The organism is Aquibium microcysteis (assembly GCF_014495845.1).
GTDB lineage: Bacteria > Pseudomonadota > Alphaproteobacteria > Rhizobiales > Rhizobiaceae > Aquibium > Aquibium microcysteis.
Genome location: NZ_CP061080.1, coordinates 1,559,236 through 1,585,512 on the forward strand (window position 1 = coordinate 1,559,236; position 26,277 = coordinate 1,585,512).

A 26,277-nucleotide genomic window follows, 5' to 3' on the forward strand; every position below is an offset into this window, starting at 1 on the left:
CGACAACCCGAAAACCACAGGACGCCCCCGTGCATCATGTCAGCGTGAATTTCGTGCCGCCCCCCGCGCCCGACAGGCCCGCGCCCCTGCAGCAGTTCAGGCGCTCGACGTGGCTGCTGGAGAACGCCCGCCACGTGAAGCGCTTCGGCACCGGCGAGAAGCTGTGCGTGGTGCTGGTGGGCCACACCGACGGCATCCCGAAAAGCATGATCGAGGAACTCGGCGACAGCTTCACCGTCCGCATCGAGACGCTGCTCTACGAGCAGATCTGCGATTGCTTCCCCTCGATCGTCCAGGCCTTCGGCGGAAGATATCAGATATTCACCTTCGCCTTCATGCGCTGGCTGCTGATCGAGCGACTGTTCGGGGGGGCGCCGGTTCTCTGCTATGACGGCGACATCCTGCACAACGTTCCGCTCGACAGCCTGTCCAGGGCGTTCCGGGGAATCACCCGGACGGCGACCAGCACCGCCTTCGCATCGATCTCGAACCCCGACTGGTTCAAGGCATGGGCGGAGGGGCTCGCACGGCTGGAACGGGACCCGCGGCCGGCCCTCGGGAGGAGTCTGGCGGGTCCTCCCCACGCCGCGGACGATACGCCGGACGAGGGCCGACCGCGACGCCTGGGCGACCGCGCCCGCACCGCGATCGATGCCGCCTTCGCGGCGGTCTCACGGCCCGGCTGGCTCACGGCCCGGCGAAGCGGGCCCGGGGATCGGGAGGAGGATCGCAGCGCGGCCGGAGGCGATGCGGTCGTGAAGCTTGCCGACCCGCGCGCATTCGAGACGAGCCCGGAAGAGTATTTCGCGAAGTTCCTGATCGAGACCGGCGCCCTCCCCCAGGACGAGCTCGACGACACGTTCCCCTTCTGGATCGTTCCGCAGCCGCACCTCTTGCCGCGCCTCTACAATTTCGTCGAGACCCGGAGCCTGAACAGGATCGCGACGCCGATGCGCTACAGGCGGACGGACGGGACGGACTACATCAACGACCGGCCGCCGGCCTTCTGGCACATGCAGAAACCGTTCATGTCGCAGCTCTCCCTGCTCGCCCTGCTGAGGGACGGGATCAGGGCGCCCGATGTGCAGCGCATCCACGCCTACAACTTCTACGGCCGTGTGCCGAGCGAGGACAGGGTGAGCCTGATCGACCCCTATCATTCCGACGGCGGATACGACGTCGTGCCGAAGGCGCAGGCGAAATTCGCGAAATCGCTCATCGAGCGCGACCGCGAACGCATGCGTTCGGACCTCCCGGCGGAGGAGAACCCCTTCCATCCGGCGTTCCTCTACCGCTATTTCTTCGAACGGCACGATCTCTCGCTCCTCTTCAACGACCAGCGCTGGCCGAAGCCCGGCTGCTGGCGGGCGTGATCCCTGCCCTGGGGCCGGGACGGCGGAGGATGAGCCCGACGCCGGACCGTCCTTGGTCGGCTGCGGAGACGCCGGCCCGATCGCGAGGCGCCATCCGCACCTCATGCCCCGGGCGGCGCCTTCGCGCGCATCGCATGGGGGGCACGCGGCCGAAACTGCCGCCGCGCGACCAGACGGACCGGTCGGTGCCGCCGTTGGTCCGGCTCCGGCCGAGCGCGCGACCGGGGCTTACCGCGCATCCTCCTTCGGCATGCCCGTCAGATGGACGATCCGCGTCTGATCCAGGGACTTCCGCTCACGGCGGTAGTCCGACGGGGTCGTGCCCGTGCCGCGCAGGAAAGCGCGCGAGAAAGCGGCCTGGGACGAGAACTGGCAGTCCTCGCTGATGCGCGCGATCGGCGTGTCGGTCTCGCCGAGCATGCGGCGCGCGCGATCGAGGCGCAGTTCGCTCATGTAGCGGTGCGGCGGCAGGCCGGTCGCCGCCTGAAAGGCGCGGGAAAAGTGATGGCGGCTCAGACAGGCGACCTCGGCCAGATCGGCGACGGATATCGCCGTGGCGACGTTGGCGTTCATGAATTCGATGACCCGGTTCAAGCGACGCGGATCGAGCCCGGGACGCTCAGGATGCGGCGATCCGGGTGATGCCGAACCGTAGGATGCGGCCAGATGCGCGGCCAGGCTCTGCGCCAGGCTTTCCACCAGCATCTGCCCGCCGGCCGTCTCGTTGATGAGTTCCTGCAGGATGCGGAAGCAGATCTGCCGGACCAGTTCGTCCTCGACTCCCGCCAGATAGGCGATCTGCATCGGCGATGCGCCGGCCAGGCCATCCAGGGTCGAGAGCTGCGAAAACTGGTCCCGGGGGAGATAGACGTGCAGCACCTCGGGAATGTCGGCCGACAGGTTGATCTCCTCCTCCTGCACGCCGATCGGGCAGAACCAGACGGTCCTGTCGCGCGCGACGTTCTGCTGCCAGCGCCCGGTACGGCGACGGACGACACAGGCCGATCCCCGGACGATCATGGTGACTTCGAGTTGCGAGGGCTCCGGCGGCACTATCTCGCCCGGCGTGTGACTGCGCAACTCTGCGCAGAGATTGCGCCATGGGCGGTCGTGCGAGGCGACGAGGAGCCCGGTCCGCTGAAATTTCCTGGCTCCGAAATCACGAAGCGATGGCGCGTCCACGATCGTTCCTCCTGATGGATGCAGGGTGGCGCAAGGCGACCGGATCCAGCCCCTGCGCGTCCGGAACGGCACGCGGAGGTAAACCGAAGTCACCTGCGGCAAAGACAAGTGCACGACACGGTGATATTCTCCCGGAGATTGAAACCTGATCTTCGGCGGGGCCGATCCGGCAATGACGGAAGCGAATGCTGCAGTCCACGTCATCGACGACGACGCGCTGGTGCGCCAGGCGCTGAATTCGCTTCTGCGCTCGGTCGGCTTCGAGGTCTGCACGCACGAGACCACCGACAGCTACCTGGCGGCCCCGCGCGAGAACGGGCCATCCTGCCTTCTGCTCGACGTGCGTCTGAAGGGGGCGAGCGGGCTGGACTTCCAGGCCGATCTCGCCACGCGCGGCATCACCGTCCCGGTGATCGTCATGACCGGCTATGGCGACATCCCGATGTCGGTGCGCGCGATGAAGGCGGGGGCGGTCGATTTCCTGACCAAGCCCTTTCGCGACCAGGACCTGCTGGACGCCGTCACCACCACGCTCGCCCGCGAAAGCCGGCGACGGATGCAGGACGGCGAACGTGCCGCGCTGGTCGATCGCTACCGCACCCTGTCCGACCGGGAGCGACAGGTGATGCGCCTCGTCACCGACGGCATGATGAACAAGCAGGCGGCGTTCGAACTGGGGCTCAGCGAGATCACCATCAAGTTCCACCGCGCCGCGGCAATGCGGAAGATGGGTGCCCGCAGCCTGGCGGAACTGGTCCGCATGGCCGGGCAGCTGGGGCTCGACGAAGAGACGTAGATGCGCCGCCACTGGCCTCACCTTTCGACCGCCTGCAGGATGGAGCTCAGGAGTTCGTCGTGGGAAAACGGCTTGCTGAGAAACCGCAGGGCCCCCTGACGGATGGCCCGGTCGCGCAGCGCGGCGCTGGGATAGGCGGTCATCACGACGATGGGCAGCGCCGGGAACTGCCGGCTCATTTCCAGCTGCAGGTCCAGCCCGTCGGCTCCCGGCAACTGGATGTCGGTCAGGAGGCAGTCGGGCATTTTCTCGGGCAGAGCTGCCAGGAAGGCCTCCGCATGCTCGTACTGATCGACCCGAAAGCCTTCGGACCGCAGCAGGCTCGACAGCCCGCTGCGGACCTTGGAGTCGTCGTCGACGATGGCGACGAGAGGCCGCCCGCTTGTCCGTTCGATGTCCCGCCTCCCGCAGTACCGAGCATCAGGGTGCGCCAGACTGGCCGCACCGGACCCGCCCGGCAACTATGCGAAGGTTCAGAAGATCGGCCGCACCGTACGTGCTATTCTGCCGCTCCGTCGCGGTCGTCCGCTCAGCTTCCGGGGAATCATGCGTCAGGTCTTCACCCTCTGGCCGAGCGAGGGTGCCGCAAAACCACGGCCACGGCGTGCACCGGACGGATTTCCGGCCTGGGCGCGCGACCCCGGTCCCAGGCGGAAGCGGTCGCGCTGGACGGGGACGGACAGCCTGATGCTGGTCCTTCTCGCCCTCCCGGTCGTCGGCCTGGCTCTGCTCCATCCCGGCCCGCCGTCCGCGACCGTCCCGGCGCTGTGTCTTCTGGCCATCGCGCTGCAGGCCCTGGCGATCGGTCTCTGTCGCGCGGCGCGCGAGCGGCTCGAGGACCGGTTGGCCGAAGCGCAGCGCTGGACCGACATCCTGTTCCAGCGCGCCGGCGTCTCGCTCTGGCGCGAGGACTGGTCGGCGGCGCGGGATGCCGTGATGCGCCTGCTCGAGAGCGGCGTCACCGACATGCAGTCCCATTTCGCGCAGCACCCCGACGAATTGCGGGCCATCCGGCGCAGTGTGACCATCACCGACGTCAACGACCACGCCGTGCAGCGGGCCGGGGCCTCGGGCAAGCATGAAATGCTGGGGTCGCTCGAGGCACTGCTGCCGGACACCGACCATACCTTCATCCAGTGGCTGGTCGCCTTCGCGGAAGGGGCGACGATCTATCGGTCCGAGACCCACATCACGATGCCGGACGGCAAGGAGGTCGACACGCTGTTCTTCGCCGGCCTGCCCGCGAACATGAAGGATTTCGAGGACATCCTCGTCAGCGACATCGACATCACCGACTACAAGGCGACCCAGGCGCGTCTCGCCCGCGCCGAGCGGGATCTGGCGCGGGCGGCGCGGATCAGCACGGTCGGCGCGCTGACCGCATCGATCGCGCATGAGGTGAACTCGTCCCTCGCCGCCATCGTCTCGAGCAGCGAGGCGGCGCTGCGCTGGCTGTCGCGCGGGACGCCCGACCTCGACGAGGCGACCGCCGCCCTGCAGAACACGCTGGCCGCGGCGACGCGCGCGACGGCGGTGGTGGACCGCACCCGGGCGTTCATCGCCAATGCCCCCGCGCCTTCCGCCGAAAGCGACCTCGCGACCATCGTGCAGGACAGCGTGCTTCTGATCGACCGCGAGTTGCGGATGCACGGCGTCTCCGTCCACATCGACGTGCCGGACGGCCTGCCGCCGCTCCTGGCGGAAGAGGTGAACATCCAGCAGGTCATCGTCAACCTGATGATGAACGGGGCGCAGGCGATGGCGGAACCGCCCGCTGCGACGGCGAGCGGCGCGCGCGACCTGTCGATCTCGGCGCGGGAGCGCGGCGACAGGGTCGTCGTGACCATCCGGGATGATGGCCCCGGACTGCGGGAGGACGACCTGCAGCTCATCTTCCAGCCCTTCTATTCGACCCGTCAGGGGGGAATGGGCATGGGGCTGGCGATCTGCAAGAGCTGCATCGAGGCCCATGGCGGCCGCATCACGGCACAGTCCGCCGACGGCGGCGGCGCGATCTTCCAGTTCGATCTCCCCGCGGCGTCCCGCGCGCCCATCCCCTCCCCTGCCAAGGAATAGGCTCTCCAACCCTTCGCATAGGTCCCCGCCGCCGGCGCGGCTGCTACCGTCTTCCTGCCGCGCCCCACCACGCGGAGGAGACACCGATGACGCTTCCCGACCAGCCCCTCTCCCGCAGAGCGACGATCGGCGCCGCGCTCGTTGATGCCGATCTCCTGGCGTTCATCCGCGGCTGACCGCCGCTTCCGGACGGAGGTCGGCCGCCGCCCCTCCGTCCGGACCGGATCAGTGCCCGTCCCCTTCGCCGACGCCCCCCCACCCACGCCGATCCATGGAGCACGGCAATGATCGAAGACGATTTCCACAGCGCCGACGGAACCCGCATCCACATGCGGACCTGGACGGCGGCGACGGCGCCTCGCGGCGTCGTCGTGATCTGCCACGGCCTGAACTCGCACAGCGGACAATACCGCTGGGTCGCCGGCCGGTTCGCCGCGCAGGGCCTCGAGGTTCTGGCGCTCGACCTGCGCGGACGCGGCCTGTCCGACGGCGAGCGCTTCTATGTCGAAGACGTCGCCCGCTATGTGGAAGACCTGCGCGGCCTGATTGCCATCGCGCGGCAGCGGCTGCCCGGCCTGCCGATCTTCCTGCTCGGTCACAGCGCGGGCGGCGTCGTGTCCTGCACCTACTGCCTCGACTTCCAGGACGAGATCGCGGGCCTGATCTGCGAAAGCTTCGCCTATCAGGTTCCGGCGCCTGGGATCGTGCTGGCCGCGATCAAGGGCGTCAGCCACGTCGCGCCGCGCCTCGGCGTCCTGTCCCTGAAGATGAAGGACTTCACCCGCGACCCGCACGTGCTGGCCGCGCTGGACGCCGACCCGCTCACCCTCCACGAGACCCAGCCGGCGGCGACCGTCGCGGCCCTGGTCCGGGCGGACGAACGGCTGCACGCTTCCTTCGGGCAGATCACCCTGCCAGTGCTGATCCTGCACGGGAGTGCCGACAGGGCGACCAACTGCGAGGGCAGCCGGTTCTTCCACGATCACGCCGGCTCGCCCGACAAGACGCTGAAGATCTACGACGGCCATGTCCACGACCTGCTCGCCGACGTGGGCCGCGAGGAGGTGATCGCCGACATCTCGTCCTGGATCGCCGCGCGCCTGCCGAAGTCGGCCGCCTAGCGGGACGCATGCACGGCTCGACCGGCGCGGTCGAAAAGCGCCTCGGGCAGGCTGGCGCCCGGCCTGGCGCCTGTGCCGATCCCCGCTCCGATCATCGGGCCATCGCCCTGTCGGAAGACGTCGCGCGCCGAAGCCCCGAGCGGCAGGATGTGCACGATCCTCGGCTGCTCTTCCGGCCGCCGTGCGGGGAAGCATAGTGTCGCGGCTGGTTCCCTGGGCCGGCCGCCTTGGCCGTTCGAGAGCCTGGACCGGCCTCTTCTGCGCGGCCGGGTCGGCGGGCGGGAAGCGCCGGAAGGCGCGCGGAACCACCATGTCCGCCATCGCCGCGAGCCGCCCGCTAGCCGCGACCGCCTTTCCGTCGACGGTGCTCGCGGCAGCCGCCAGCCCGCCATCTCCCGGCTCTGAACCGTCGCGCGCGCCCGCTCCAGGCGAAACCGTGCCGAGAGGAGGCTGGCGCGCGCGAGATGCGGGCGCAGGGGATCGAGGATCGCCTGGCCGGCGTCGTCCACCGGCCCCTTGTCGAAGCGTCGCTCCAGGCTGATCAGTCCTCGCGAGCGTCACGCCTCACCCTTTCGGGTGAAGCCAGGGCCGCCGGAAAGGTGTTCTTTCACCTCGTGAGAAGAGGTGTCGGAATGATTTCCTTCCTGAAACGTCTGATCGGGCGCATGAGCGCTGAGAAACCGGCGGGTGACTTCGGCATATCCGAAAGCGACCCCCCGACGGCCGTCGTCACGCCCATGCTCCGCCACTTCGCGAATGAAGCCGGAACCGCGCGCAATGGCCCTGCCGAAGCGGACATCCTCAGGATCTACCAGGAAACGGAAGCGACCCTGCGCAACCTGCGTTCGTGAGGAAACGCGGCGTCCGACGCCATTTCGGCCGTTTCGAATCATCCGATCGCGGCCCGGAACCGGCGCGGGGTGCCTGCCGATGGCAGGGATGAAGCCGAAGGAACCGCCGGGGTTTGCCGAAGGCCTTGACGTCCGACCTCCCCGCCGGGGCATCGGCCCTCCTCCTCGAGCCAGGAGTTTTATTCGGATATTTCAGTAAATTGAGAGGAGAAGTGGCGGAGGGAGTGGGATTCGAACCCACGGTGGGCTTGCACCCACGCCGGTTTTCAAGACCGGTGCCTTAAACCGCTCGGCCATCCCTCCGGACGCTGAATTCGTGCGCCTTCCGGTCATCCAGCGGGCCGGACGTGCCCGCTGCGACCGGCGCTGCGCGCGGTGGCATTTACAGCGCGCCGGTTCGCAGCGTCAACCTGTACGGCGCGTTCCTCCTCTGTCTCCGTCGCCGCCATCGGTCGCAGAGCCCGGGCATGGCCGCCGAGGAGGGGAAGGGCACGGTGCAGAGGACCGGGGAGCGTGCCCGCCATGGTTCCCGACGATCGACCGCTCCAGGCGGAAACCGGCGCGCCGGCGATGAGCCGCACTTCGCCCGCTCCCGGCCCGATGGCGCAGCCGCGGATGTCCGTCCGACGGGCGGGGGTCCAGCCGGCGGAGGACCGGACGCCGCGAACGCCACCTGTAGGTTTTCTTCCAGAAATTGACAGTAGGCGGCCACAATGTAAGAAATGCGTCAACCGCCCGCGCAACCGGAAGTCCGATGTCGATTCGCGAAGATCTGGCGCATACGCGTCACGTGCTGACGGCCTCGGAGGCGAAGATCGTGCAGGTGCTGCTGGCCGACTTTCCGATGTCGGGCCTCGGCACCGCCACGCGGCTGGCCAAGCTCGCAGGCGTCAGCGATCCCACCGTCACGCGGCTGATGATCAAGCTCGGCTATTCGGGCTTCGCCGACTTCCAGCAGCGTGTGCTGGCCGAGGTCGAATCGCGGCTGCATTCGCCGCTGCTGATGATGGAGGCCAAGCGGCCGGACGGTTCGGACGCCGCCTCCGCGCTCGACTATTTCCGCTCCGTCGCCGACAGTCTGGAGCGGACCCGCACCGCGGTGGCCGCGCAGGCCTATACGCGGGTCGTCCGGATGCTGCTCGAAGGCAAGGGCGAGGTGCTGCTGCTCGGCGGCCGCTTCAGCCGCCACATCGCCTCGATGTTCGCAGGCTATCTGATGCAGTTCCGCGCCGGCGTGCGCGACATGGGCGAACTGGCGCCGCCCGATTTCGACCTGCTGATCGATCTCGGCAGACGCGACCTTCTCGTCGTGTTCGACTACCGGCGCTACCAGTCCGACGTCGTGCGCTTCGCGCGCCAGGCGCATGAGCGCGGCGTCTCCATCCTGCTCTTCACCGACGGCTGGCTGTCGCCGATCGCCGACTACGCCGACCAGACCATGGTCGCCGCCATCGAGGCCAATTCGCCCTTCGACACGCTGGCCACCGCGGTGGCCCAGATGGAGGCGGTGCTGGCGCACGCGCTGGCGCTGCATGGCGGCGACATGCGCAAGCGGATGGAGGAGATCGAAGGCATCCGCCGCGCCAATGCGGTCACGCTCGACGCGGTCACGCCCTCGCCGGCGGACCGCGTCGCCGAAGCCGGCGGCACCGCCGGCACGCCCTCCCCTTCAAGACGGACGAAACCCGCATGACCGACCCCCTGCCCCGCCGCGACGCGCCCTTCTCGCCCGGCCAGACCGCACTGCTCCTCGTCGACATGCAGCGCATCTGGCTGGAGCCCGGGCTCGATCCCGGCCACCCGGACTGGGGCGCGGACCACTATTTCTATCGCCAGACGCGCGAGGTGGTGATCCCCAACCAGGTGCGCCTGCTCGCCGCCGCCCGGCAGAGCGGGGTGGAGGTGATGCACACCATCATCCAGAGCCTGACCGAGGACGGCCGCGACCGCTCGCTCGACCACAAGCTGACGCCGATCCACATCCCGCCGAGCCTGCCCGAAGGCCTGCCGCCCAAGGAGCTCGCACCGGTCGGCGACGAGATCCTGCTGCCAAAGACCTCGTCCGGCATCTTCAATTCCACCAATGTCGACTACCTCCTGCGCAACCTCGGCATCCGCCATCTCGTCGTGGCGGGCGTGCTGACCGACCAGTGCGTCGACATGACGGTGCGCGACGGGGCCGATCGCGGCTATCTGGTCACCTGCGTGGCGGATGCCTGCGCGGCGCCGACGCAGGAGCGGCACGAGACGGCGCTGAAGGCCTTCGGCGGCTACTGCTGGGTCGCCGACACCGCCACCGTCGAGGCGCGCTTCCGGTCGCTCCGTCGGGCGGACGCCGCATGAGCGCCGCCCTCGCCCCGCTGGTCAGCATCGTGACGACCGATCTCGCCGCGGTCACGCGCGGACGGCCGCTCACCGAGGCCCGCTTCCGCAAGGCTCTGGAGACCGGCATCGGCTGGGTGCCCGCCAACCAGTGCCTGACCGCCTTCAACACCATCGCCGATCCCAACCCGTGGGGTTCATCGGGCGACCTGCGCATCCTGCCGGACGAGGCCGCGCGCTTCACCACGGCGGCGACGGGGACGGCGACGCGCTTCGACATGGTGATCGGCGACATCGTCGAACTCGACGGCTCGCCCTGGACGGCCTGCCCCCGCACGCAGCTGCGCGCCGCGCTGCGCGCCCTCGAGGCGGCGACCGGGCTCGGCCTCGTCGCCACCTTCGAGCAGGAGTTCACGCTGCTGCCGGGTGCCGCCGGCGCGCCGGCCGTGCCGCTGCATGCCTTCTCGGTCGAGGCGCTGCGCCATTTCGATCCCTTCGCGCCGCGGCTGGCCGCCTGTCTCGAACAGGCGGGGGTGGAGCCGGAGATGGTGCTCGCCGAATATGGCGCCAACCAGTTCGAGATCACGCACGCGCCGACGGATGCGCTGACCGCCGCTGACCGGGCGGTGGCCATCCGCGAGATCACCCGCGAGGTCGCCCGCACCGCCGGCGCCCGCGCGAGCTTCGCGCCGAAGCCCGCGCTCGACCAGGTCGGCAACGGCGTGCACATCCATTTCAGCCTGCGCGACGCGTCGGGGCAGCCCGCGACCTTCGACGCCGCGCGACCCGGCCGCCTGTCGCAGGCCGCGGGCGCCTTCTGCGCCGGCATCGTGAAGCACCTGTCGGGCATCGTGGCGCTGACGGCGTCCGGCGTGCCGTCCTACTACCGGCTGGCGCCGCACAACTGGAGTTCGTCCTACACCTGGCTCGGCGAGCGCGACCGCGAGGCGACGCTCCGGATCTGCCCGACCGTGACGATCGGCGGACGCGAGCCTGAGCGCCAGTTCAACGTCGAGTACCGGGCCGCCGACGCGACCGCCAATCCCTATCTGGCGCTCGCCGCGATCGTGCGTGCGGGGCTGGCCGGGATCGAGGCGGATCTCGCCGCGCCGCCCATCGTCGGCCGCGATCCGTCCGTCATGAGCGCGGACGAGCGCGAACGCCTCGGCCTGCGGCGGCTGCCGGAGACGCTGGAGGACGCGCTCGACGCGATGGCGGCAGACCCCGCCGTCATGGCGTGGTTCCCGCCCGAGCTTCTCGCCAGCTTCGTCGCCGTCAAGCGGTCGGAGATCGGCCTGATGGCCGGGCTCGACCGTGCCGCGGTCTGCGCGGCCTACGGCGCGCGCTACTGATGCTGGCGGCCGCCCTTCCCGCGCTGGACTGGCCCGAACCGGTCGAGATCCTCAATCCCGGCTCGGAGACGGAGCTGGTGCTGATCTGCGACCACGCCTCCAACCACATTCCGGCCGAGTACCGGAACCTCGGCGTCGGCGAGGCGGATCTCACGCGTCACATCGCCTGGGACGTCGGTGCTGCCGCCCTCACCCGGGCGCTCGCCCGGCGGCTCGGTGCGCCGGCCTTCCTCGGCACCTATTCGCGGCTGCTGGTCGACTTGAACCGGCCGTTCGGCAGCCCGACCAGCATGCCGGTCCTGTCGGAGGCTACCCGCATCCCCGGCAACCAGGATCTCGGGCCGTCCGAGATCGAGCGCCGCCGCCGCCGGGTGTTCGAGCCGTTCCACGCGGCGGTCGCGGCCTTTCTCGATGCGCGCGAGACGGAGGGGCGGCGTTCGCGCATCGCCGCCATCCATTCCTTCACGCCGGTCTTCCTCGGCATTTCGCGGCCCTGGCACGTCGGGATCCTGCACGACGACGAACCCGCCTATGCCGGACGGGTGATGCAGGGGCTGGCGCGCGATCCGGCGCTGATCGTCGGCGAGAACGTGCCCTACCAGATCGACCGGGAGAGCGACTATGCGATCCCCGTGCACGGCACCGATCGGGGCAGCCCGGCGCTGCTGATCGAGATCCGCAACGACCTGATATCGGATGCCGAGGGCATCCGCGACTGGACCCGCCGCCTGACCGCGGTGCTCTGACGACGGGACCGCCCACGCCCGCGAGGCAATGGAGAAGGACCAAGACATGGCGAACACCGAAGACCTCATCGCCGGCGTGCAGGCCGCCATCGAGCGTGACAGCGACTGGGTGATCGGCCTGACCCGCGACATGGTCCGCATTCCCTCGGTCAACCCGAAGTTCGAGCCAGATCCGCAGATCAACCGCGAGGCCGACGTCCAGGCCCTGCTGGAGCCGATCCTCGGGGAGCAGGGCTTTGCCACCGAACAGTGGGACGCCCTGCCGGGACGGCCGAACCTCGTCGGCGAATGGGCCGGCTCGGAGGAGAAGAGCCTGATCCTCTGCGGCCACATCGACGTGGTGCCTGTCGGCGCACTGAAGGACTGGTCGGTCGATCCCTTCGGCGGCGAGATCGTCGACGGGCGGCTCTACGGCCGGGGCGCCATCGACATGAAGAGCGGTGTCGCCGCCTGCATCGCGGCCGCCCGCGCGATCCGTCAGGCCGGCATCACGCTCGACGGGCGGCTGGCGATCCACTCCGTCGTCGACGAGGAATCCGGCGGCTTCGGCGCCATGGACGCGGTCAGACGCGGCAAGCTGGCGAAGGCCGTCCTCGTCGCAGAACCGACCTGGGGCGACGTGCTGCCCGCCGAAGGCGGCCTCGAATGGGTGCGCGTCACCATCCGTGGCCGCACGGCGCACGCGGGATGGCGCTACAACGAGATCTACCCGCAGGCGCACGAGGCCGGCCGGCTCGAACCGGGCGTCAACGCGATCGAGCTCGCATCGCGCTTCCTCACGGCGCTGCGCCACTACGAACTCGACCGCGCCCGCGCCCGCTCGCATCCGCTGGTGCCGCTCGGCGTCAACACGATCAATCCAGGCGTGATCCACGGCGGCGCCGGACTGGGCGCGAATGGCCTGCCGAACATCATGACGAACCCGGCGATCATCCCGGACGTCGCGGTGATCGATCTCGACATGAAATTCCTGCCGAACGAGAGCGCGGCCGAAATCCGCCGCGACTTCGAGGCCTTCGTGCATCATTTCGCCCAGACCGACGCCTGGATGCGGACCACCCCGCCGACGGTCCAGTGGGAACTCGGCGGGCTGCACTTCCCGCCGATGAACACGCCCGTGGACCATCCGCTCGTCGGGTCGCTCGTGGCGCGCAAGAGCGCCATCGGCAAGCGGCCCGCCATCAAGGGCTTCGTCGCCGTCTGCGACGCCGCCCACTATGCCGGCGCCGGCGCCGACGGCGTCATCTTCGGCGCGAGCGGCGACGGATTCCACGGGATCGACGAGTATGTCGACGTCGAATCGCTCGTCGAGACGACCAAGGTCATCGCCGCGAGCATCATCGACTGGTGCGGCGTCCGCTGAGCGGACGTCTCGCCATCCCCCGGTTCGGCATCTGCGGCGTGGATGCCCGAGTTTGGAACTGGTTCGGCATCCGCAGGGCGGATGCCTTGACCTAGGGTTGGTTCGGCATCCGCCCTGCGGATGCCTGGACCTCGGTTGGTTCGGCATCCGCCGGGCGGATGCCTCAGGCCGGGCGCTTCAGCCGCCCGGTCAGCCCGGCCCAGGCCGCCTGGATCATGCCCACGAGACCGCTCGGATAGACCAGCATCACGACGATGATGAGGACGGCGGTGATCATCGGCCGCCAGGCGCCGAAGTCCGCCATCGCCTCGGCGAAGATGGTCAGCACGAAGGACGCGATGATCGCGCCGTAGATCGTGCCGGTGCCGCCGAGCAGCACCATCGACAGCACGATCGTCGCCAGGCTCATGCCGAAGACGTCGATCGAGGCGTTGCGCTGGTAGGCGGCGTAGAAGGCGCCCGCGACGCCGGTGAAGAAGGCGCTCGCCGCCAGCGTGATCAGGCGCTGGCGCACCAGCGAGACGCCGCGGCTGATCGCATATTCCTCGTTGTCGCGCAGCGCCACGATGCTGGCGCCGGTCCGCGAGCGCACCAGCACGCGCAGGAAGATCGTGCTTGCGGCCAGCAGCGCGAGCGCGATGCCGAAGTAGCCGATCTTTCCGTCGCGCACCATGTTGTGGTCGAACAGGTAGAGGCCGGGGATGCGCACGATCCCCTGCGTGCCGCCGGTGATCTCCGACTGGCTGATGATCACCTGCATCACCAGCTGGGCGAAGCCGAAGGTCACCAGGATGATGTAGATGCCCTTCAGCCGCAGGATCGGGATCGTGACGAGGACGGCAGCCAGCGTCGCCACGACGCCGCTCGCGGCCAGCGCCAGCCACGGGTCGAGGCCCGCGAGCTTGGTCAGGAGCGCATAGGCGTAGACGCCGATGCCGAACAGCGCGAGGTGGCCGAAGTTGAACACCCCGCCATAGCCGAGGCTGAGATCCCAGTTCGAGGCCACGATGGCATAGATGAAGGCCATGATAAGGATGTGGCGGCTGTAGCTGTCGGCGAAGACGAAGGGCATGAGCGCCAGCACCGCGAGGCCGAGCACGAAGCCCGCGGCTTCGCGCTGCCACGGGGTGCGCCCCGGCGAACGGAGGTTGCGGCCGGCCGTATCCATCATGCCAGTCCCCGGCTGCGGCTCGAGAAGATGCCCTCCGGACGCACCATCAGCGTCAGGATCAGAACGGCGAAGAGCAGCGCCGGCGTCCAGTAGAGGCCGAAATAATAGCTGCAGGCCGCTTCGAAGAAGCCGATCAGATAGGCCGCGAAGATCGGGCCGGAGATGCTCGAAATGCCGCCGAAGACGACGACGATCAGCGCCTTCAGCAGCGGATCGGCGCCCATCACCGGCGACATGAAGCGATAGCCGCCCATGAAGATGCCGGCGAGGCAGGCGAGCGCGGCGGCGATCGCGAAGGCAAGCCCGTAGAGCGCCGTGACGTTCAGCCCGACGAGCTGGCTCGCGTCCTCGTTCTGCGCCACGGCGCGCAGCGCCAGCCCGAGCCGCGTGCGCGTGAGAAACATCCACAGCGCGCCGAGGATCAGCGGCGTCACCACGATGATGGCGATCTGGTGCAGCGACACGCCGATGCTGCCGATCATGGTGTTGCCGTCGACCAGCGGCGGCAGCTGCTTGGAGCGCGGCCCCCAGATCGTGAGCACCCCGTTCTCGATCAGCGAGCCGGCCGCAAGCGTGGTGATGACGACGACGAGGACGAGGTTGGCGCGGCCGATCAGCGGCCGCACCACGGTGGCCTGCAGCAGCCAGCCGACGGCTGCCGTCGCCAGCACGGCGAGCGGGAAGGCCGCGGCCGGATGCAGGCCGGTCTCGACCAGCTGCCAGGCGAGATAGGCGCCGAGCATCATGAACACGCCATGGCTGAAGTTGAACACGCCGATGGTCGTCCAGACCAGCGCCAGCCCCACCGCCATCATGGCGTAGAGCGAGCCCTGGAACAGGCCTCCGAACAGGATTTCCGCGAGTGCGCCCATCGTCTTCCTAGTGCTGACCGAAATACATCGACATGATTTCGGCGTGAGCGATGCTCTCGCCGGGCTTGATCTCGGTGGCGACCGTGCCATGGTTGATCAGATAGAGCTGGCGGCTGAGCTCCAGCAGGAACTCGATGTCCTGCTCGACCACGATCAGCGGCACGCCGCCCTTCGAAATGTCCATGACCGAGGCGCAGAGCTCGTCCTTGATGCGCGGCGCGAGCCCGAGCGTCGGTTCGTCGAGGATGAGCAGCCGCGGATGGCTCATCAGCGCGGTGCCGATCGACACCATCTGCCGCTCGCCGCCCGACAGCGTGCGCACGCGCTGGCGCCAGCGCTCGCCGATCTTCGGGAACAGCGCCACGACCTTCTCGCGGTTCTCCGCCTCGTGCGGCCGCGCGCGGGCCGAATAGGCGCCGAGCGCCAGGCAGTCGGCGATCGTCAGGTCGGGGAAGATCCGGTTGCCCTGCGGCACGTGGATCAGGCCGGCGCCGACGATAGCGCGGGCGCTGCGGCCGGTGATGTCCTCGCCGTCGAACACGATGCGCCCGGCCTTCGGCTTCAGCAGGCCCGACACGACGCGCAGCAGCGTCGTCTTGCCGTGCCCGTTCGGCCCGAAGAAGCCGACATTGCCGTGGCGGCCGGCCTCCAGCGAGATGTCGTTCAGCACGGTCACGCGGCCATAGCCGGCCGTGACCCCTTCGACCGTCAGGATGGGTGTCACGCCGCCGCTCTCCGCGTGCCGAGATAGGCTTCCACGACCCGTTCGTCGGCGATCACCGCGGCGGGGTCGCCGGCCGCCAGCACCCGCCCCTGGTTCAGCACCAGGAGGTGCTGCGACAGGCTCATCAGGAAGGTCAGGACGTGCTCGATGAGCACGATGGTGATGCCGCGCGCAGCGGTGCGGCGGATGAGCCCGATCGAGGTCTCGATCTCCGGCCGCGTCAGGCTCGACGCCGGTTCGTCCAGAAGCAGCATCTTCGGCTCCATCGCGATCGCGGTCGCCAGCATCAGGCACTTGCGGTCGAACACCGACAGTTCGCCGGCCAGGCGCCCGAACGAGCCGGCCGGCAGGCCGACGAATTCGATCGCCTCGGCGGCAATGTCGCGCGCACGGGCGGCCGGCCTGTCGGGCTTGCCGTAGCTCGCGCCGATCAGGACGTTCTCGAACACGGTCAGTCCGTCGAAGCTCGTCTCGCGCTGGAAGGTACGGGCGAGGCCAAGCCGCGCGATGGCGTGGCCGGACAGGCCGTGGACGTCGGTGCCGTCGAAGACGATCCGGCCCCGGTCGGGGCCGAACGGGATGCCGGTGATGAGGTTGAACAGCGTGCTCTTGCCGCTGCCGTTCGGCCCGGCGATGCCGAAGATCTCTCCCGGCGCCACCGTGAACGACACCTCGTCCACCGCCTTCAGCGAGCCGAACGCCTTGCAGACGCCCTCGACCTGAAGCAGGGCCACGCCCTACTCCATCCAGGGCTGAAGCTTGAACTCGCCGGTGGCGTACTTGGCCGGCGAGATCAGCGTGCGCTGGCCGTCCCAGATCTGGAAGAAGGTGATCGGGATGAAGTCGTCGCCCTGCATGGCGAGATGCGTCTCGGGGTCGAACTTGAGGCGGCCGGCCGCGACCTGCTTGTCGGTCTCGCTGATCGCCTTCATGACCGCTTCGTGATCGGCCGGGTCGCCGGCCTTCTTCAGCGCGTCGAAATAGACGTGGACCATCTCGTAGAGGCCGATGCCGTAGGTGCCGCTCTCGGCGCCGTACTTGGTCTTGAACTTGGTCGCCACTTCCTCCGCGCGCGGGTTCTTCGGCGTGGTCAGCGCCCCGCCGAGCAGGTTGTAGACGATGCCGTTCGAATTCTTGCCGGTCAGTTCCACGAATTCCGGCACGCTCGGCGCATACTGCAGGAAGACGAGGCTCTTGGTCGGCTGCTCCATGAACTGGTTGAGGAACGAGGCCGAATTGCCGGGCAGGTAGTCGGTGTTGATGACGACGTCCGGCACGTTCTCGCGCACCTTGGCGAGAATCGAGCGCCAGTCGGTGACCTCGCCGAAAGGCACGATCTCGTCGACGGTGATGGTCCAGCCGTTCTCGCTGAAGGTCTTCTTCATGCCTTCCGAGATGGTCTTCGAATAGGCGTTGTCGGACGAGATGATGGCGACCTTCTTGTCCTTGAGCGTGATCTTGCCCTCGGCCGCCAGCTTCTCGACGAACAGCGTCACGTCGGTGTTGTAGGCGTCGAAGGACGGCGTCATCGACCAGCAGCACATGTAGTCGTCGGGTGCGGGCGCGATGATGTCCTTGGTCTGCTGCGAGGTCGCCGCCAGCATGTAGGGCATGCCGGCTTCCGCCATGTTTTCGATCTCGAAGTTCGTCAGGCTGGCATAGCCGGTCAGCATGAAATGCACGTCCGGATCGCCGAGCAGGCGCTCGACCGCGCTGGTGACGTTGCCGGCCGACTGGTCCTTGACGTCGCCGACCACGAGCTCGAACGTGTTGCCGTCGATGCCGCCGGCTGCGTTCATCTCGTCGATCGCCATCTGCGCGCCGCGCTGGAACTCCTGGCCGTCGGCGGCGGCAGGCCCCGTCAGCGGCGCGAGCAGGCCGATCTTGACGACGTCCGCGAAGGCTGGAACGCTGGCCGCGGAGAACACGGCGGCCAGCGCCGTCCCGAGGAGAATCTGGCGGATGCGGCGTTGTGCGGATCTGTGCGTCATGGTTTCAGTGCCCCTGTCTTTCCCGCGAGCCGGGAGTTGAAAGATTGACAATTTACGCACAAGCGTTCTTCCTTGAAAAGATGGTTTCATCGGTGGGCGAACATATTCGCGCACGTGGCAGGCGGCACGGCGACCGTGCCCTCACGAACGTGCAGATGCCCCCGGCGGGACGGATGGCAGCGCAGAAGGGGGTGCCCATGACGATGACGCAGACGACGATCGAGACGAGCCACGGCAGGATCGCCGTGCGGCAGAGCAGCGGCAGCGGGACGCCGGTCCTGCTCATCCACGGCAATTCCTCCTCGGGTGCGGTGTTCCGCAACCAGCTGACCGGTCGCCTTGGCGAACGCTTCCGGCTGATCGCGGCCGATCTCCCCGGCCACGGCGATTCGGCCGACGCGGTCGATCCAGACAGGACCTACAACATGGTCGGCTATGCCGATGCGATGACCGAAGTGCTGAAGGTGCTCGGCATCGACAAGGCCGTCGTCTTCGGCTGGTCGCTCGGCGGCCATATCGGGCTGGAGATGATCGACCGCTATCCCGGCCTTCTCGGATTGATGATCACCGGCACGCCGCCGGTGTCGCCGGCCCAGATCGGCGAGGGCTTCAAGCCGAGCCCGCACATGGCGCTCGCCGGACAGGAGGTGTTTTCCGCCGAAGACGTCGAGAACTACGCCCGCAGCACGGCCGGCGAGCCGTTCGAGCCCTTCATGCTCGACACCGTCGCGCGGACCGACGGGCGCGCCCGCCGGATGATGTTCGAGAAGCTGGCGATGGGGGTCGGCCGCGACCAGAACGCGCTGGTGGCCGGCAGGACCCCGCCGATCGCCGTGCTGAACGGGCTCGACGAGCCTTTCGTGAACACCGACTTCGTCGAGACGGTCGTCTTTTCGAACCTGTGGGAAGGCAAGAAGCACGTGCTGGAGAAGTCGGGTCACGCCCCGTTCTGGGATTCGCCCGACCGCTTCGACCCCATCTTCGAGCGCTTCGTCGACGACATGGGCAAGGCCTGAGACATTCCGCGCTCCGGCCTCCGCGCCGTACGTGCCGTCGCCGCCGTTCCTGATCCGGAAACGGCGGCGATGCGTAGGATGCCGGCAAACAGGAGGCATCCATGGCTTGGTTCAGGACGGCGCTCGCGGGCGCAGTGATCGGATTGATGGCGGCCGGTCCGGCGGCGGCCCGCGACCTGCGGCTGGAAGAATTCTTCAAGGGGCGCACCAGCGCCACCGGAAGCTTCAAGGCGATCGACGGCACGTCGCGGACCTTCGAGGTCGCCCTGCATGGCGGCTGGGACGGCAAGGTGCTCGTGCTGCGGGAGGACTTCCGCTACGCCGACGGCGAGACCGACACCAAGACATGGCGCTTCGAGAAGACCGGCTGGAACACCTACAGCGGAACCCGCGACGACGTGATCGGGCAGACCCGGGTCGTGCTGGCGGGCGACAGGGCCTATTTCAATTATCTGGTCGATCTCGATCCGGGCGAAGGCCGCAACGTCGTGCGCTTCTACGACACGCTGCAGCTGTCGGCCGACGGGCGGAGCCTGACCAACACGGCAATCGTCTTCAAGGGACCGCTGCCGGTGGCCCGCGTCCGGGTGGATTTCGAGCGGTGAAGCCGGCGTGCCGCGGCAGTCGTCGCCGGGCGGAGGACGAAAAAGGGCGCCCTTCCGGCGCCCTTTTCCATTTCGGCTCTGCGGACGCTTACTGCGGCAGCTTGTCGTCGACGCCGGCGACGTAGAAGTTCAGGCCGAGCAGCACGCCATCCTCGGCGACCTCGCCGGCCTTCAGCCATTCCGTACCGTCCTGCTTCATGATCGGGCCGGTGAAGGGGTTGAACTCGCCGGACTTGATCTTGGCCTCGGTCGCCTCTGCGGCCGCCTTCACGTCGTCGGGCATGTTGGTGTAGGGCGCCATGACGACGTGGCCTTCCTTCATGCCGTGCCAGACGTCATGCTGCTGCCAGCTGCCGTCCATGACCGCCTTGACGCGTTCGATGTAGTACGGACCCCAGTCGTCGATGATCGAGGTGAGCTGGGTCTCCGGACCGAACTTGATCATGTCGGAGGCCTGGCCGAAGGCCTTGATGCCGCGTTCCGACGCCACCTGCATCGGCGCGGTCGAGTCGGTGTGCTGGGTGATGATGTCGACGCCCTGGTCGATCAGCACCTTGGCCGCGTCGGCCTCCTTGCCCGGGTCGAACCAGGTGTTGGCCCACACCACCTTCACCTTGAAGTCGGGATTGACCGACTGCGCGCCGAGCACGAAGGCGTTGATGCCCATCACGACCTCGGGGATCGGGAAGGAGGCGATGTAGCCGGCGACGCCCTTTTCCGACATCTTGGCGGCGATCACGCCCTGGACGTAGCGGCCCTCGTGGAACTTCGAATTGTAGGTCGCGACGTTCGGGTGCTCGCGCTTGAAGCCGGTGGCGTGCTCGAACTTCACGTCCGGGAACTTGGCCGCGACCTTGTTGGTGGCGTCCATGTAGCCGAAGGAGGTGGTGAAGACGATGCCGCAGCCCGAGCGGGCGAAGCGCTCGATGGCGCGCTCGGCATCCGCACCTTCCGGCACGCTCTCGAGATAGGCGATCTCGACCTTCTCGGCGCCGCCCAGCGCTTCCTGCATCTCCAGCGCGCCCTGGTGGTGCTGGTACGACCAGCCGAAATCGCCGATCGGGCCGACATAGATGAAGCAGGCCTTGGCCTTGTCCTGTGCGGACGCTGCGCCGGCGACCAGCATCGCCGTCGTGGCCGCGAGTGCGAAGAGTGTCTTTTTCATCGTTGGTTTCCTCTGTGGTTTCGGATGCTTGCGTCGTCTGCGGGAGTCAGCGGTCCGGCACGAAGGGCCGTCCGAGCGATGCCGGCGTGTTCATCATCGTCAGCCGTCTGTTTCTCGATATCAGGACGAGCACGACGACGGTAGCCAGATAAGGAAGCGCCGACAGGAACTGCGAGGGCACCGATTTGACGGCCCCGGCGAGCCAGTAGAGGGGCCCGGGCAGGCCGGCGAGATCGGCGAGGTTGGTGGCCTGGATGTGCAGCTGCGCGATGGTGATGGCGCCGAAGAGATAGGCGCCGGCCAGCACCCGCCAGGGCCGCCAGGAGGCGAAGACGACCAGCGCCAGCGCGATCCAGCCGCGGCCGGCCGTCATGTTCTCGATCCATTGCGTGGTGTAGACGAGCGACAGCTGGGCTCCGGCGAGGCCGGCACAGGCGCCGCCGAACATCACCGCCATGTAGCGGATGGCGATGACCTTGATGCCGAGCGCATGGGCCGAGGAATGGCTGTCGCCGACCGAGCGCAGCGTCAGCCCCGCCCGGGTGCGGAACAGGAACCACATGACGGCGGCCGTCAGCAGGATCGAGATGTAGAACATCGGGTCCTGGCCGAAAAGCAGCCGCCCGACGAACGGCAGGTCCGTCAGGCCGGGAATGGCGATCGCCTCCAGCTTGACGCCCGGCTGCCCGACGAAGGCGACGCCGATCATGCCCGACAGTCCGATGCCGAGCAGCGTCAGCGCCAGCCCGGTGGCGACCTGGTTGGTGACAAGCGTCAGCGCGAGCACCGCAAAGAGCAGCGAGAACGCCAGGCCGGCCAGCGCGCCGGCCGCGACGCCGAGCCAGGGATTGCCGGTGGCGAGCGCCGTGCCGAAGGCGACGACCGCGCCCATCAGCATCATGCCCTCGACGCCGAGATTGAGCACGCCGGAGCGCTCGACCACGAGTTCGCCGATGGCGGCGAGCAGGAGCGGCGTCGCCGCCGTGGCAATCGTCAGCAATATTGCCTCAGCCATGCCCATGGGCGGCCTCCGTCGCGGGTGTCGGGGCGGCCGCGGGCGCGGCGGCGGGCGCCGGCCGCACGAGGCGGACCCGGTAGTGGATCAGCGTGTCGCAGGCGAGCACGAAGAACAGCAGCATGCCCTGGAAGGCGCGCACGGTCTTGTCGGTGACGCCGATTTCGATCTGCGCGGCCTCGCCGCCGAGATAGGACAGCGCCAGCACGAAGCCCGCAGCCACGATGCCGAGCGGGTTCAGCCGGCCGAGAAAGGCCACGATGATGGCCGCGAAGCCGTAGCCGGGCGAGATCTGCGGCTGCAGCCGGCCGATGGCGCCCGACACCTCGGTGATGCCGGCGAGGCCGGCGAGCGCGCCCGAGACCAGGAAGGCGAAGACGATGGTGCGCGCGGCGGAGAAGCCGCCGAAGCGCCCTGCCCGCGGGCTCTGGCCGATCACCTTGACCTCGAAGCCCTTGAGCGTGCGCGACAGCATGAACCAGACGACGACCGCCGCGACGATCGCGAAGACGATACCCCAGTTGGCGCGGCCCGACATCGGCATGAGTTCGGGCACGATCGCCCAGGAATGGAAGGCTGGCGCCTGCGGGAAGCTCATCGCGGCCGGGTCGCGCCAGGGACCGCGTACCAGCCAGTCGAGGATCAGCTGGGCGACGTAGACCAGCATCAGCGACGTCAGGATCTCGTTGGTGTTGAAGCGCGCCTTGAGGATCGCGGGAATGGCCGCCCAGGCCGCTCCGCCGATCGCGCCGCAGACGAGCATCATCGGCAGCACGGCGCCGTTCTGCAGGTCGGGGAAGTAGAGCGGGATGGCCGAGCCGACGATCGCGCCGATGGTGAACTGGCCCTCCGCGCCGATGTTCCAGTTCGACGACAGGAAGCAGACCGACAGGCCGACGGCGATCAGGATCAGCGGCGCCGCCTTGATGGCGAGTTCGTGCAGCGACCAGACCTCGGTCAGCGGGCCGATGAAATAGGCGTGGAGCCCGTCGATCGGATCCTTGCCGAGCGCCAGGAAGATCAGCCCGCCGGCCACCACCATCAGCGCGAAGGCGAGGAAGGGCGACAGCGCCGAAAACAGCGCCGACTGCTGCGGCCGCTTGACCAGTTCGAGCCGCATCACGCAACCTCCGCCGGATCGTGGTGATGGACGTGGCCGGGTTCGGCGCCGCCCATCAGGAGGCCGACCTTCTCGTAGGTCGCGTCCGCCCTCGGCATCGGCTTCGACAGCTCGCCATTGTGCATGACGGCGATGCGGTCGGAAATCTCGAACAGCTCGTCGAGGTCCTGGCTGATCACGAGCACGGCCGAGCCCGACCGCGCGAGTTCGATCAGCGACTGGCGGATGCGCGCGGCCGCCCCCGCGTCCACGCCCCATGTGGGTTGGTTGACGACCATCACGGCGGGCTGCCGGTCGAGTTCGCGGCCGATGATGAACTTCTGCAGATTGCCGCCCGACAGCGCGTTGGCGGCCGGGTCCTCGGCGCTCTTGCGCACGTCCATCATCTGGTTGATGCGCTTGGCCGCAGCCGCGATGGCACCGCTGCGGATGATGCCGAGCGCGCCGACATAGACGCCCGGATCGGTCGCATGCCGGGAGAGCAGGAGATTCTCCGACAGCTTCATGGCGGGTGCCGCGCCATGGCCGAGCCGCTCCTCCGGCACGAAGGCGGCGCCCATGCGGCGGCGGCCCGAAATGCCCTCGCGGCCGGCACCCTTGCCGCGGATCGTCACGGCGTCGGCGCGGTCCTGCAGCACCTCGCCGGAGATCGCCTCGAAGAACTCGCCCTGCCCGTTGCCGGCGACGCCGGCGATGCCGATCACCTCGCCGGCGCGGACCTCGAGCGAGACGTCGCGCAGCGGGATCGAAAAGGGCGTCGCCGGCGGACGGCTCAGCCGGTCGACGCGCAGCAGCACGTCGGCGCCTGCGGCGCTCTCTGCCGTTCGGACCACGGCATGCACCTCCGAGCCCACCATCATACGGGCAAGCGAGGACGCCGTTTCCTGGCGCGGGTCGCAGTGGCCGACCACCTTGCCGTGCCGCAGCACGGTGGCGCGGTCGCACATGCGCTTCACTTCTTCCAGGCGGTGCGAGATATAGAGGATCGACTTGCCCTCGGCCCGCAGCCGCTCCAGCGTCTCGAACAGCTTGTCGGCCTCCTGCGGGGTGAGCACCGAGGTCGGCTCGTCGAGGATGATCAGCTGCGGCGTCTGCAAGAGGCAGCGGATGATCTCGATGCGCTGGCGCTCGCCCACCGACAGGTCGCCGACGAGCGCGTAAGGGTCGAGCGGCAGGCCGTAGCTGTAGGACAGCGCCTGCGCCTTGGCGGCGATGGTGGAGATCGGGGTTCTGGCATCCAGCGAGAGCGCGATGTTCTCGGCCGCCGTCAGCGCCTCGAACAGCGAGAAATGCTGGAACACCATGCCGATGCCGAGGCGGCGGGCCTCGCTCGGGCTGGCAATCCGCACCGGCTCGCCGTTCCAGCGGATCTCGCCCGCATTGGGCTCCAGCGAACCGAACAGCATCTTCACCAGGGTCGACTTGCCGGCGCCGTTCTCGCCCAGCAGCGCGTGGATCTCGCCGCGGGCGATGTCGAGGTCGACGCCGTCGCACGCCCGGAGCGTGCCGAAGACCTTGGTCAGGCCGCGCACGTCGAGAAGGGTTTCTCCTCCCGCCAAATCAGACCCCGTGGTTGTTCTTGTTTCCCCGCACGCATCGTAGGCGCGCGCTGCGCGCAACGCAAAGCGATATGCTCATTGAAAGAGCTTCACGAGAACCCGCGCAATCTCAGGGCAGCAGGATGCTGGTCCCGGTGGTCCTGCGGCCTTCGAGATCGGCATGGGCCTGGGCCGCGTCCTTCAGCGCATAGCGCTGGTTCACCTCGACCGTCACGACGCCCCTGCCGACGACGTCGAACAGCGCGCCCGCGCAGTCCTCGAGATCCTTGCGGGTGGCGACATAGGCGAAGAGCGTCGGACGCGTGGCGTAGAGCGAACCCTTCTGCGACAGGATGCCGAGGTTGAAGGGCGGGATCGGACCAGACGACTGGCCGAAGGAGGCGAAGAGGCCGCGCGGCTTCAGGCAGTCGAGGGAGGCCGGGAACGTTTCCTTGCCGACCGAATCGTAGACCACGTCGCACATCTTCCCGCCCGTGATCTCGCGCACCTCGGCCACGAAGTCCTTCGAGGAGTAGTCGATTACGTGGTCGTAGCCATGCGCCCTGGCGAGCGCGATCTTGTCGGCGTTGCTGGCGGTGCCGATGACAGTGGCGCCGAGGTGCTTCGCCCACTGGCCGACGAGCAGGCCGACGCCGCCCGCCGCCGCGTGGTAGAGGATGGTATCGCCCGGCTTCACCGCGAAGGTGCGGCGCAGCAGGTACTCCGCGGTCATGCCCTTCAGCATCATCCCGGCCGCCTGCTCGTCGGACACGCTGTCGGGGAGCCTGACCAGGGTCGCGACCGGCATCACGCGCGCCTCGCAATAGGCGCCGATGGGGCTCGCATAGGCGACGCGGTCGCCTTCCTTCAGCCAGTCGACGCCGGGCCCGACCGCTTCCACCACGCCCGCCGCCTCGTTGCCGGCGGTCAGCGGCAGGCCGCCCGGGGCCGGGTAGAGGCCGGTGCGGAAATAGGTGTCGAGGTAGTTCACCCCGATGGCCGTGTGGCGCACGAGCGCCTCGCCGGCTCCGGGCGTGCCGATGTCGACGTCCTCGAAGGTCAGAACCTCGGGACCGCCATGCGCATGAATGCGAACCGCTTTCGGCATTTCAGGAACTCCTCGCACCAAGTTTCGGAAACAGTTGCATGATTCCGCCGATCACGAACAGATAGAGCCCGGTGACGGCGATGGCGATCCTGACCCAGGCCGAAGCGTCCATGTCCTGGACGAGCGCAACGACGGCGAGCCCGCACCAGACGAAGAAGACCGGCAGGTTGAGTCCGCGCAGCCGGTGGACGCGGACGGGATGCAGGAAATGGATCGGCAGGAAGGTGAGGATGCCGGCGAAGACGACGACGGCGAAGGACACCCATTCGCCCGGCTCGATGACGAAGAGCGTGAACACCACCATGTTCCAGACGACCGGGAACCCCTTGAAGAAGTTCTCCTTCGTCTTCATGCCCGTGTCGGCATAGTAGATCGCGCTCGACACCACGATGATGGCCGCCGACAAGAAGGACAGTCCCTCGCCCATGAAGCCGCGCTGGTAAAGTGCGAAGGCGGGGATCAGCACGTAGGTGACGTAGTCGATGATGTTGTCGAGCATGTCGCCAGACCATGTCGGCAGCACCGTCTTCACCTGCAGCTTGCGGGCGATCGGCCCGTCGATGCCGTCCACGAAGAGGGCGAGGCCCAGCCACCAGAACATCGCCGTCCAGCGCTGCTCGCTCGCTGCCACCAGCGACAGGAAGGCCAGGAACGAGCCCGAAGCGGTGAGGAGATGAACCGAGAAGGCACGCGCCTGCGGCCACGTCACCTTCTTGCGGTTCAGCGGCAGCCGTTCTGCGATCTTCCGGCCAATGACGTTCTTGTTCAGG

Annotated in this window: 25 protein-coding genes and 1 tRNA gene; 12 read left to right on the forward strand and 14 right to left on the reverse strand. The window is 68.3% G+C overall.

The genetic code is table 11. From position 1 onward, the window contains the following. Positions 1-29: 29 nt before the first annotated feature. On the forward strand, positions 30-1,373 hold the full coding sequence (locus tag IAI54_RS07125; RefSeq protein ID WP_187971681.1) for a hypothetical protein: 1,344 nt from the start codon (positions 30-32) through the stop codon (positions 1,371-1,373). 228 nt (positions 1,374-1,601) lie between these two features. On the opposite strand, the gene IAI54_RS07130 is transcribed toward IAI54_RS07125, so the two are convergent. Continuing rightward, entirely contained in the window at positions 1,602-2,555 is a 954-nt protein-coding gene (locus tag IAI54_RS07130) for a helix-turn-helix domain-containing protein (RefSeq protein ID WP_187971682.1), read from the reverse strand. A 172-nt stretch (positions 2,556-2,727) separates the two neighbouring features. Here IAI54_RS07130 and IAI54_RS07135 point away from each other — a divergent pair, with 172 nt between their 5' ends. Beyond that, complete coding sequence (locus IAI54_RS07135; protein WP_187971683.1) at positions 2,728-3,351, forward strand: response regulator transcription factor; 624 nt, start codon at positions 2,728-2,730, stop codon at positions 3,349-3,351. Positions 3,352-3,368: 17 nt separating this feature from the next. On the opposite strand, the gene IAI54_RS07140 is transcribed toward IAI54_RS07135, so the two are convergent. Then, positions 3,369-3,812: a response regulator transcription factor gene (locus IAI54_RS07140; protein WP_210321221.1), complete on the reverse strand. Its 444-nt coding sequence runs from the start codon at positions 3,810-3,812 to the stop codon at positions 3,369-3,371. 226 nt (positions 3,813-4,038) lie between these two features. Here IAI54_RS07140 and IAI54_RS07145 point away from each other — a divergent pair, with 226 nt between their 5' ends. The 3 genes from IAI54_RS07145 to IAI54_RS07155 all read left to right on the forward strand — a co-directional run bounded on the left by IAI54_RS07145 (position 4,039) and on the right by IAI54_RS07155 (position 7,399). Then, positions 4,039-5,427, forward strand: coding sequence for a PAS domain-containing sensor histidine kinase (locus IAI54_RS07145; protein ID WP_187971684.1), 1,389 nt, complete (start codon positions 4,039-4,041; stop codon positions 5,425-5,427). Between the two features lie 284 nt (positions 5,428-5,711). Next, positions 5,712-6,548 carry an alpha/beta hydrolase gene (locus IAI54_RS07150; RefSeq protein WP_187971685.1) on the forward strand — a complete coding sequence of 279 codons (837 nt, stop codon included), beginning with the start codon at positions 5,712-5,714 and terminating at the stop codon, positions 6,546-6,548. Positions 6,549-7,180: 632 nt separating this feature from the next. Next, the gene (locus tag IAI54_RS07155) at positions 7,181-7,399 is read left to right on the forward strand and encodes a hypothetical protein (protein ID WP_187971686.1); all 219 of its coding nucleotides are present in this window, start codon (positions 7,181-7,183) and stop codon (positions 7,397-7,399) included. 213 nt (positions 7,400-7,612) lie between these two features. Here the strand turns inward: IAI54_RS07155 and IAI54_RS07160 are convergent. After that, positions 7,613-7,702, reverse strand: a tRNA-Ser gene (locus IAI54_RS07160). A 451-nt stretch (positions 7,703-8,153) separates the two neighbouring features. Here IAI54_RS07160 and IAI54_RS07165 point away from each other — a divergent pair. Genes IAI54_RS07165 through IAI54_RS07185 form a run of 5 tightly spaced genes read left to right on the forward strand, consistent with a single transcriptional unit; the run spans position 8,154 to position 13,182 of the window. After that, complete coding sequence (locus IAI54_RS07165) at positions 8,154-9,092, forward strand: MurR/RpiR family transcriptional regulator (protein ID WP_187971687.1); 939 nt, start codon at positions 8,154-8,156, stop codon at positions 9,090-9,092. Continuing rightward, entirely contained in the window at positions 9,089-9,742 is a 654-nt protein-coding gene (locus IAI54_RS07170; protein WP_187971688.1) for a cysteine hydrolase family protein, read from the forward strand. Before IAI54_RS07165 ends, IAI54_RS07170 begins: the two co-directional genes overlap by 4 nt. Further along, a complete protein-coding gene (locus tag IAI54_RS07175; RefSeq protein WP_187971689.1) occupies positions 9,739-11,073 on the forward strand; it encodes a type I glutamate--ammonia ligase in 1,335 nt (444 codons plus the stop codon). The genes IAI54_RS07170 and IAI54_RS07175 overlap by 4 nt, the downstream gene beginning before the upstream one ends. Next, positions 11,073-11,819, forward strand: coding sequence for an N-formylglutamate amidohydrolase (locus tag IAI54_RS07180; RefSeq protein ID WP_187971690.1), 747 nt, complete (start codon positions 11,073-11,075; stop codon positions 11,817-11,819). Before IAI54_RS07175 ends, IAI54_RS07180 begins: the two co-directional genes overlap by 1 nt. Before the next feature lie 46 nt (positions 11,820-11,865). Beyond that, positions 11,866-13,182 (forward strand): M20 family metallopeptidase, encoded by a 1,317-nt coding sequence (locus tag IAI54_RS07185; protein WP_187971691.1) that lies wholly within the window; start codon positions 11,866-11,868, stop codon positions 13,180-13,182. Between the two features lie 163 nt (positions 13,183-13,345). Here IAI54_RS07185 and IAI54_RS07190 read toward each other — a convergent pair whose 3' ends face one another. The 5 genes from IAI54_RS07190 to IAI54_RS07210 are packed head-to-tail and all read right to left on the reverse strand — an operon-like array spanning position 13,346 to position 17,940. Further along, positions 13,346-14,353, reverse strand: a complete 1,008-nt coding sequence (locus IAI54_RS07190; RefSeq protein ID WP_187971692.1) for a branched-chain amino acid ABC transporter permease — start codon at positions 14,351-14,353, stop codon at positions 13,346-13,348. Then, positions 14,350-15,225: a branched-chain amino acid ABC transporter permease gene (locus IAI54_RS07195; RefSeq protein ID WP_187971693.1), complete on the reverse strand. Its 876-nt coding sequence runs from the start codon at positions 15,223-15,225 to the stop codon at positions 14,350-14,352. Before IAI54_RS07195 ends, IAI54_RS07190 begins: the two co-directional genes overlap by 4 nt. A 7-nt stretch (positions 15,226-15,232) precedes the next feature. Next, complete coding sequence (locus tag IAI54_RS07200) at positions 15,233-15,949, reverse strand: ABC transporter ATP-binding protein (RefSeq protein ID WP_187971694.1); 717 nt, start codon at positions 15,947-15,949, stop codon at positions 15,233-15,235. Then, on the reverse strand, positions 15,946-16,683 hold the full coding sequence (locus tag IAI54_RS07205) for an ABC transporter ATP-binding protein (protein ID WP_187971695.1): 738 nt from the start codon (positions 16,681-16,683) through the stop codon (positions 15,946-15,948). The genes IAI54_RS07200 and IAI54_RS07205 overlap by 4 nt, the downstream gene beginning before the upstream one ends. 3 nt (positions 16,684-16,686) lie before the next feature. After that, positions 16,687-17,940 (reverse strand): ABC transporter substrate-binding protein, encoded by a 1,254-nt coding sequence (locus tag IAI54_RS07210; protein ID WP_187971696.1) that lies wholly within the window; start codon positions 17,938-17,940, stop codon positions 16,687-16,689. A gap of 197 nt (positions 17,941-18,137) precedes the next feature. On the opposite strand from IAI54_RS07210, the gene IAI54_RS07215 reads away from it, so the two are divergent. Continuing rightward, positions 18,138-18,956: an alpha/beta fold hydrolase gene (locus tag IAI54_RS07215; RefSeq protein ID WP_187971697.1), complete on the forward strand. Its 819-nt coding sequence runs from the start codon at positions 18,138-18,140 to the stop codon at positions 18,954-18,956. 101 nt (positions 18,957-19,057) lie between these two features. Then, entirely contained in the window at positions 19,058-19,561 is a 504-nt protein-coding gene (locus IAI54_RS07220; RefSeq protein ID WP_187971698.1) for a DUF3833 family protein, read from the forward strand. Positions 19,562-19,649: 88 nt separating this feature from the next. On the opposite strand, the gene IAI54_RS07225 is transcribed toward IAI54_RS07220, so the two are convergent. The 6 genes from IAI54_RS07225 to pcsA form a co-directional block, all read right to left on the reverse strand. Continuing rightward, a complete protein-coding gene (locus IAI54_RS07225; RefSeq protein ID WP_187971699.1) occupies positions 19,650-20,726 on the reverse strand; it encodes a BMP family ABC transporter substrate-binding protein in 1,077 nt (358 codons plus the stop codon). A 46-nt stretch (positions 20,727-20,772) separates the two neighbouring features. Further along, positions 20,773-21,747, reverse strand: a complete 975-nt coding sequence (locus IAI54_RS07230; protein WP_187971700.1) for an ABC transporter permease — start codon at positions 21,745-21,747, stop codon at positions 20,773-20,775. Next, positions 21,734-22,861, reverse strand: a complete 1,128-nt coding sequence (locus IAI54_RS07235) for an ABC transporter permease (protein WP_187971701.1) — start codon at positions 22,859-22,861, stop codon at positions 21,734-21,736. The genes IAI54_RS07230 and IAI54_RS07235 overlap by 14 nt, the downstream gene beginning before the upstream one ends. Beyond that, positions 22,861-24,420 carry an ABC transporter ATP-binding protein gene (locus IAI54_RS07240; protein WP_187971702.1) on the reverse strand — a complete coding sequence of 520 codons (1,560 nt, stop codon included), beginning with the start codon at positions 24,418-24,420 and terminating at the stop codon, positions 22,861-22,863. Before IAI54_RS07240 ends, IAI54_RS07235 begins: the two co-directional genes overlap by 1 nt. Before the next feature lie 109 nt (positions 24,421-24,529). Further along, the gene (locus tag IAI54_RS07245) at positions 24,530-25,507 is read right to left on the reverse strand and encodes a quinone oxidoreductase family protein (RefSeq protein WP_187971703.1); all 978 of its coding nucleotides are present in this window, start codon (positions 25,505-25,507) and stop codon (positions 24,530-24,532) included. 1 nt (position 25,508) lies between these two features. Continuing rightward, on the reverse strand, positions 25,509-26,276 hold the full coding sequence (gene pcsA / locus IAI54_RS07250) for a phosphatidylcholine synthase (protein ID WP_187973065.1): 768 nt from the start codon (positions 26,274-26,276) through the stop codon (positions 25,509-25,511). Between the last annotated feature and the right edge of the window lies 1 nt (position 26,277).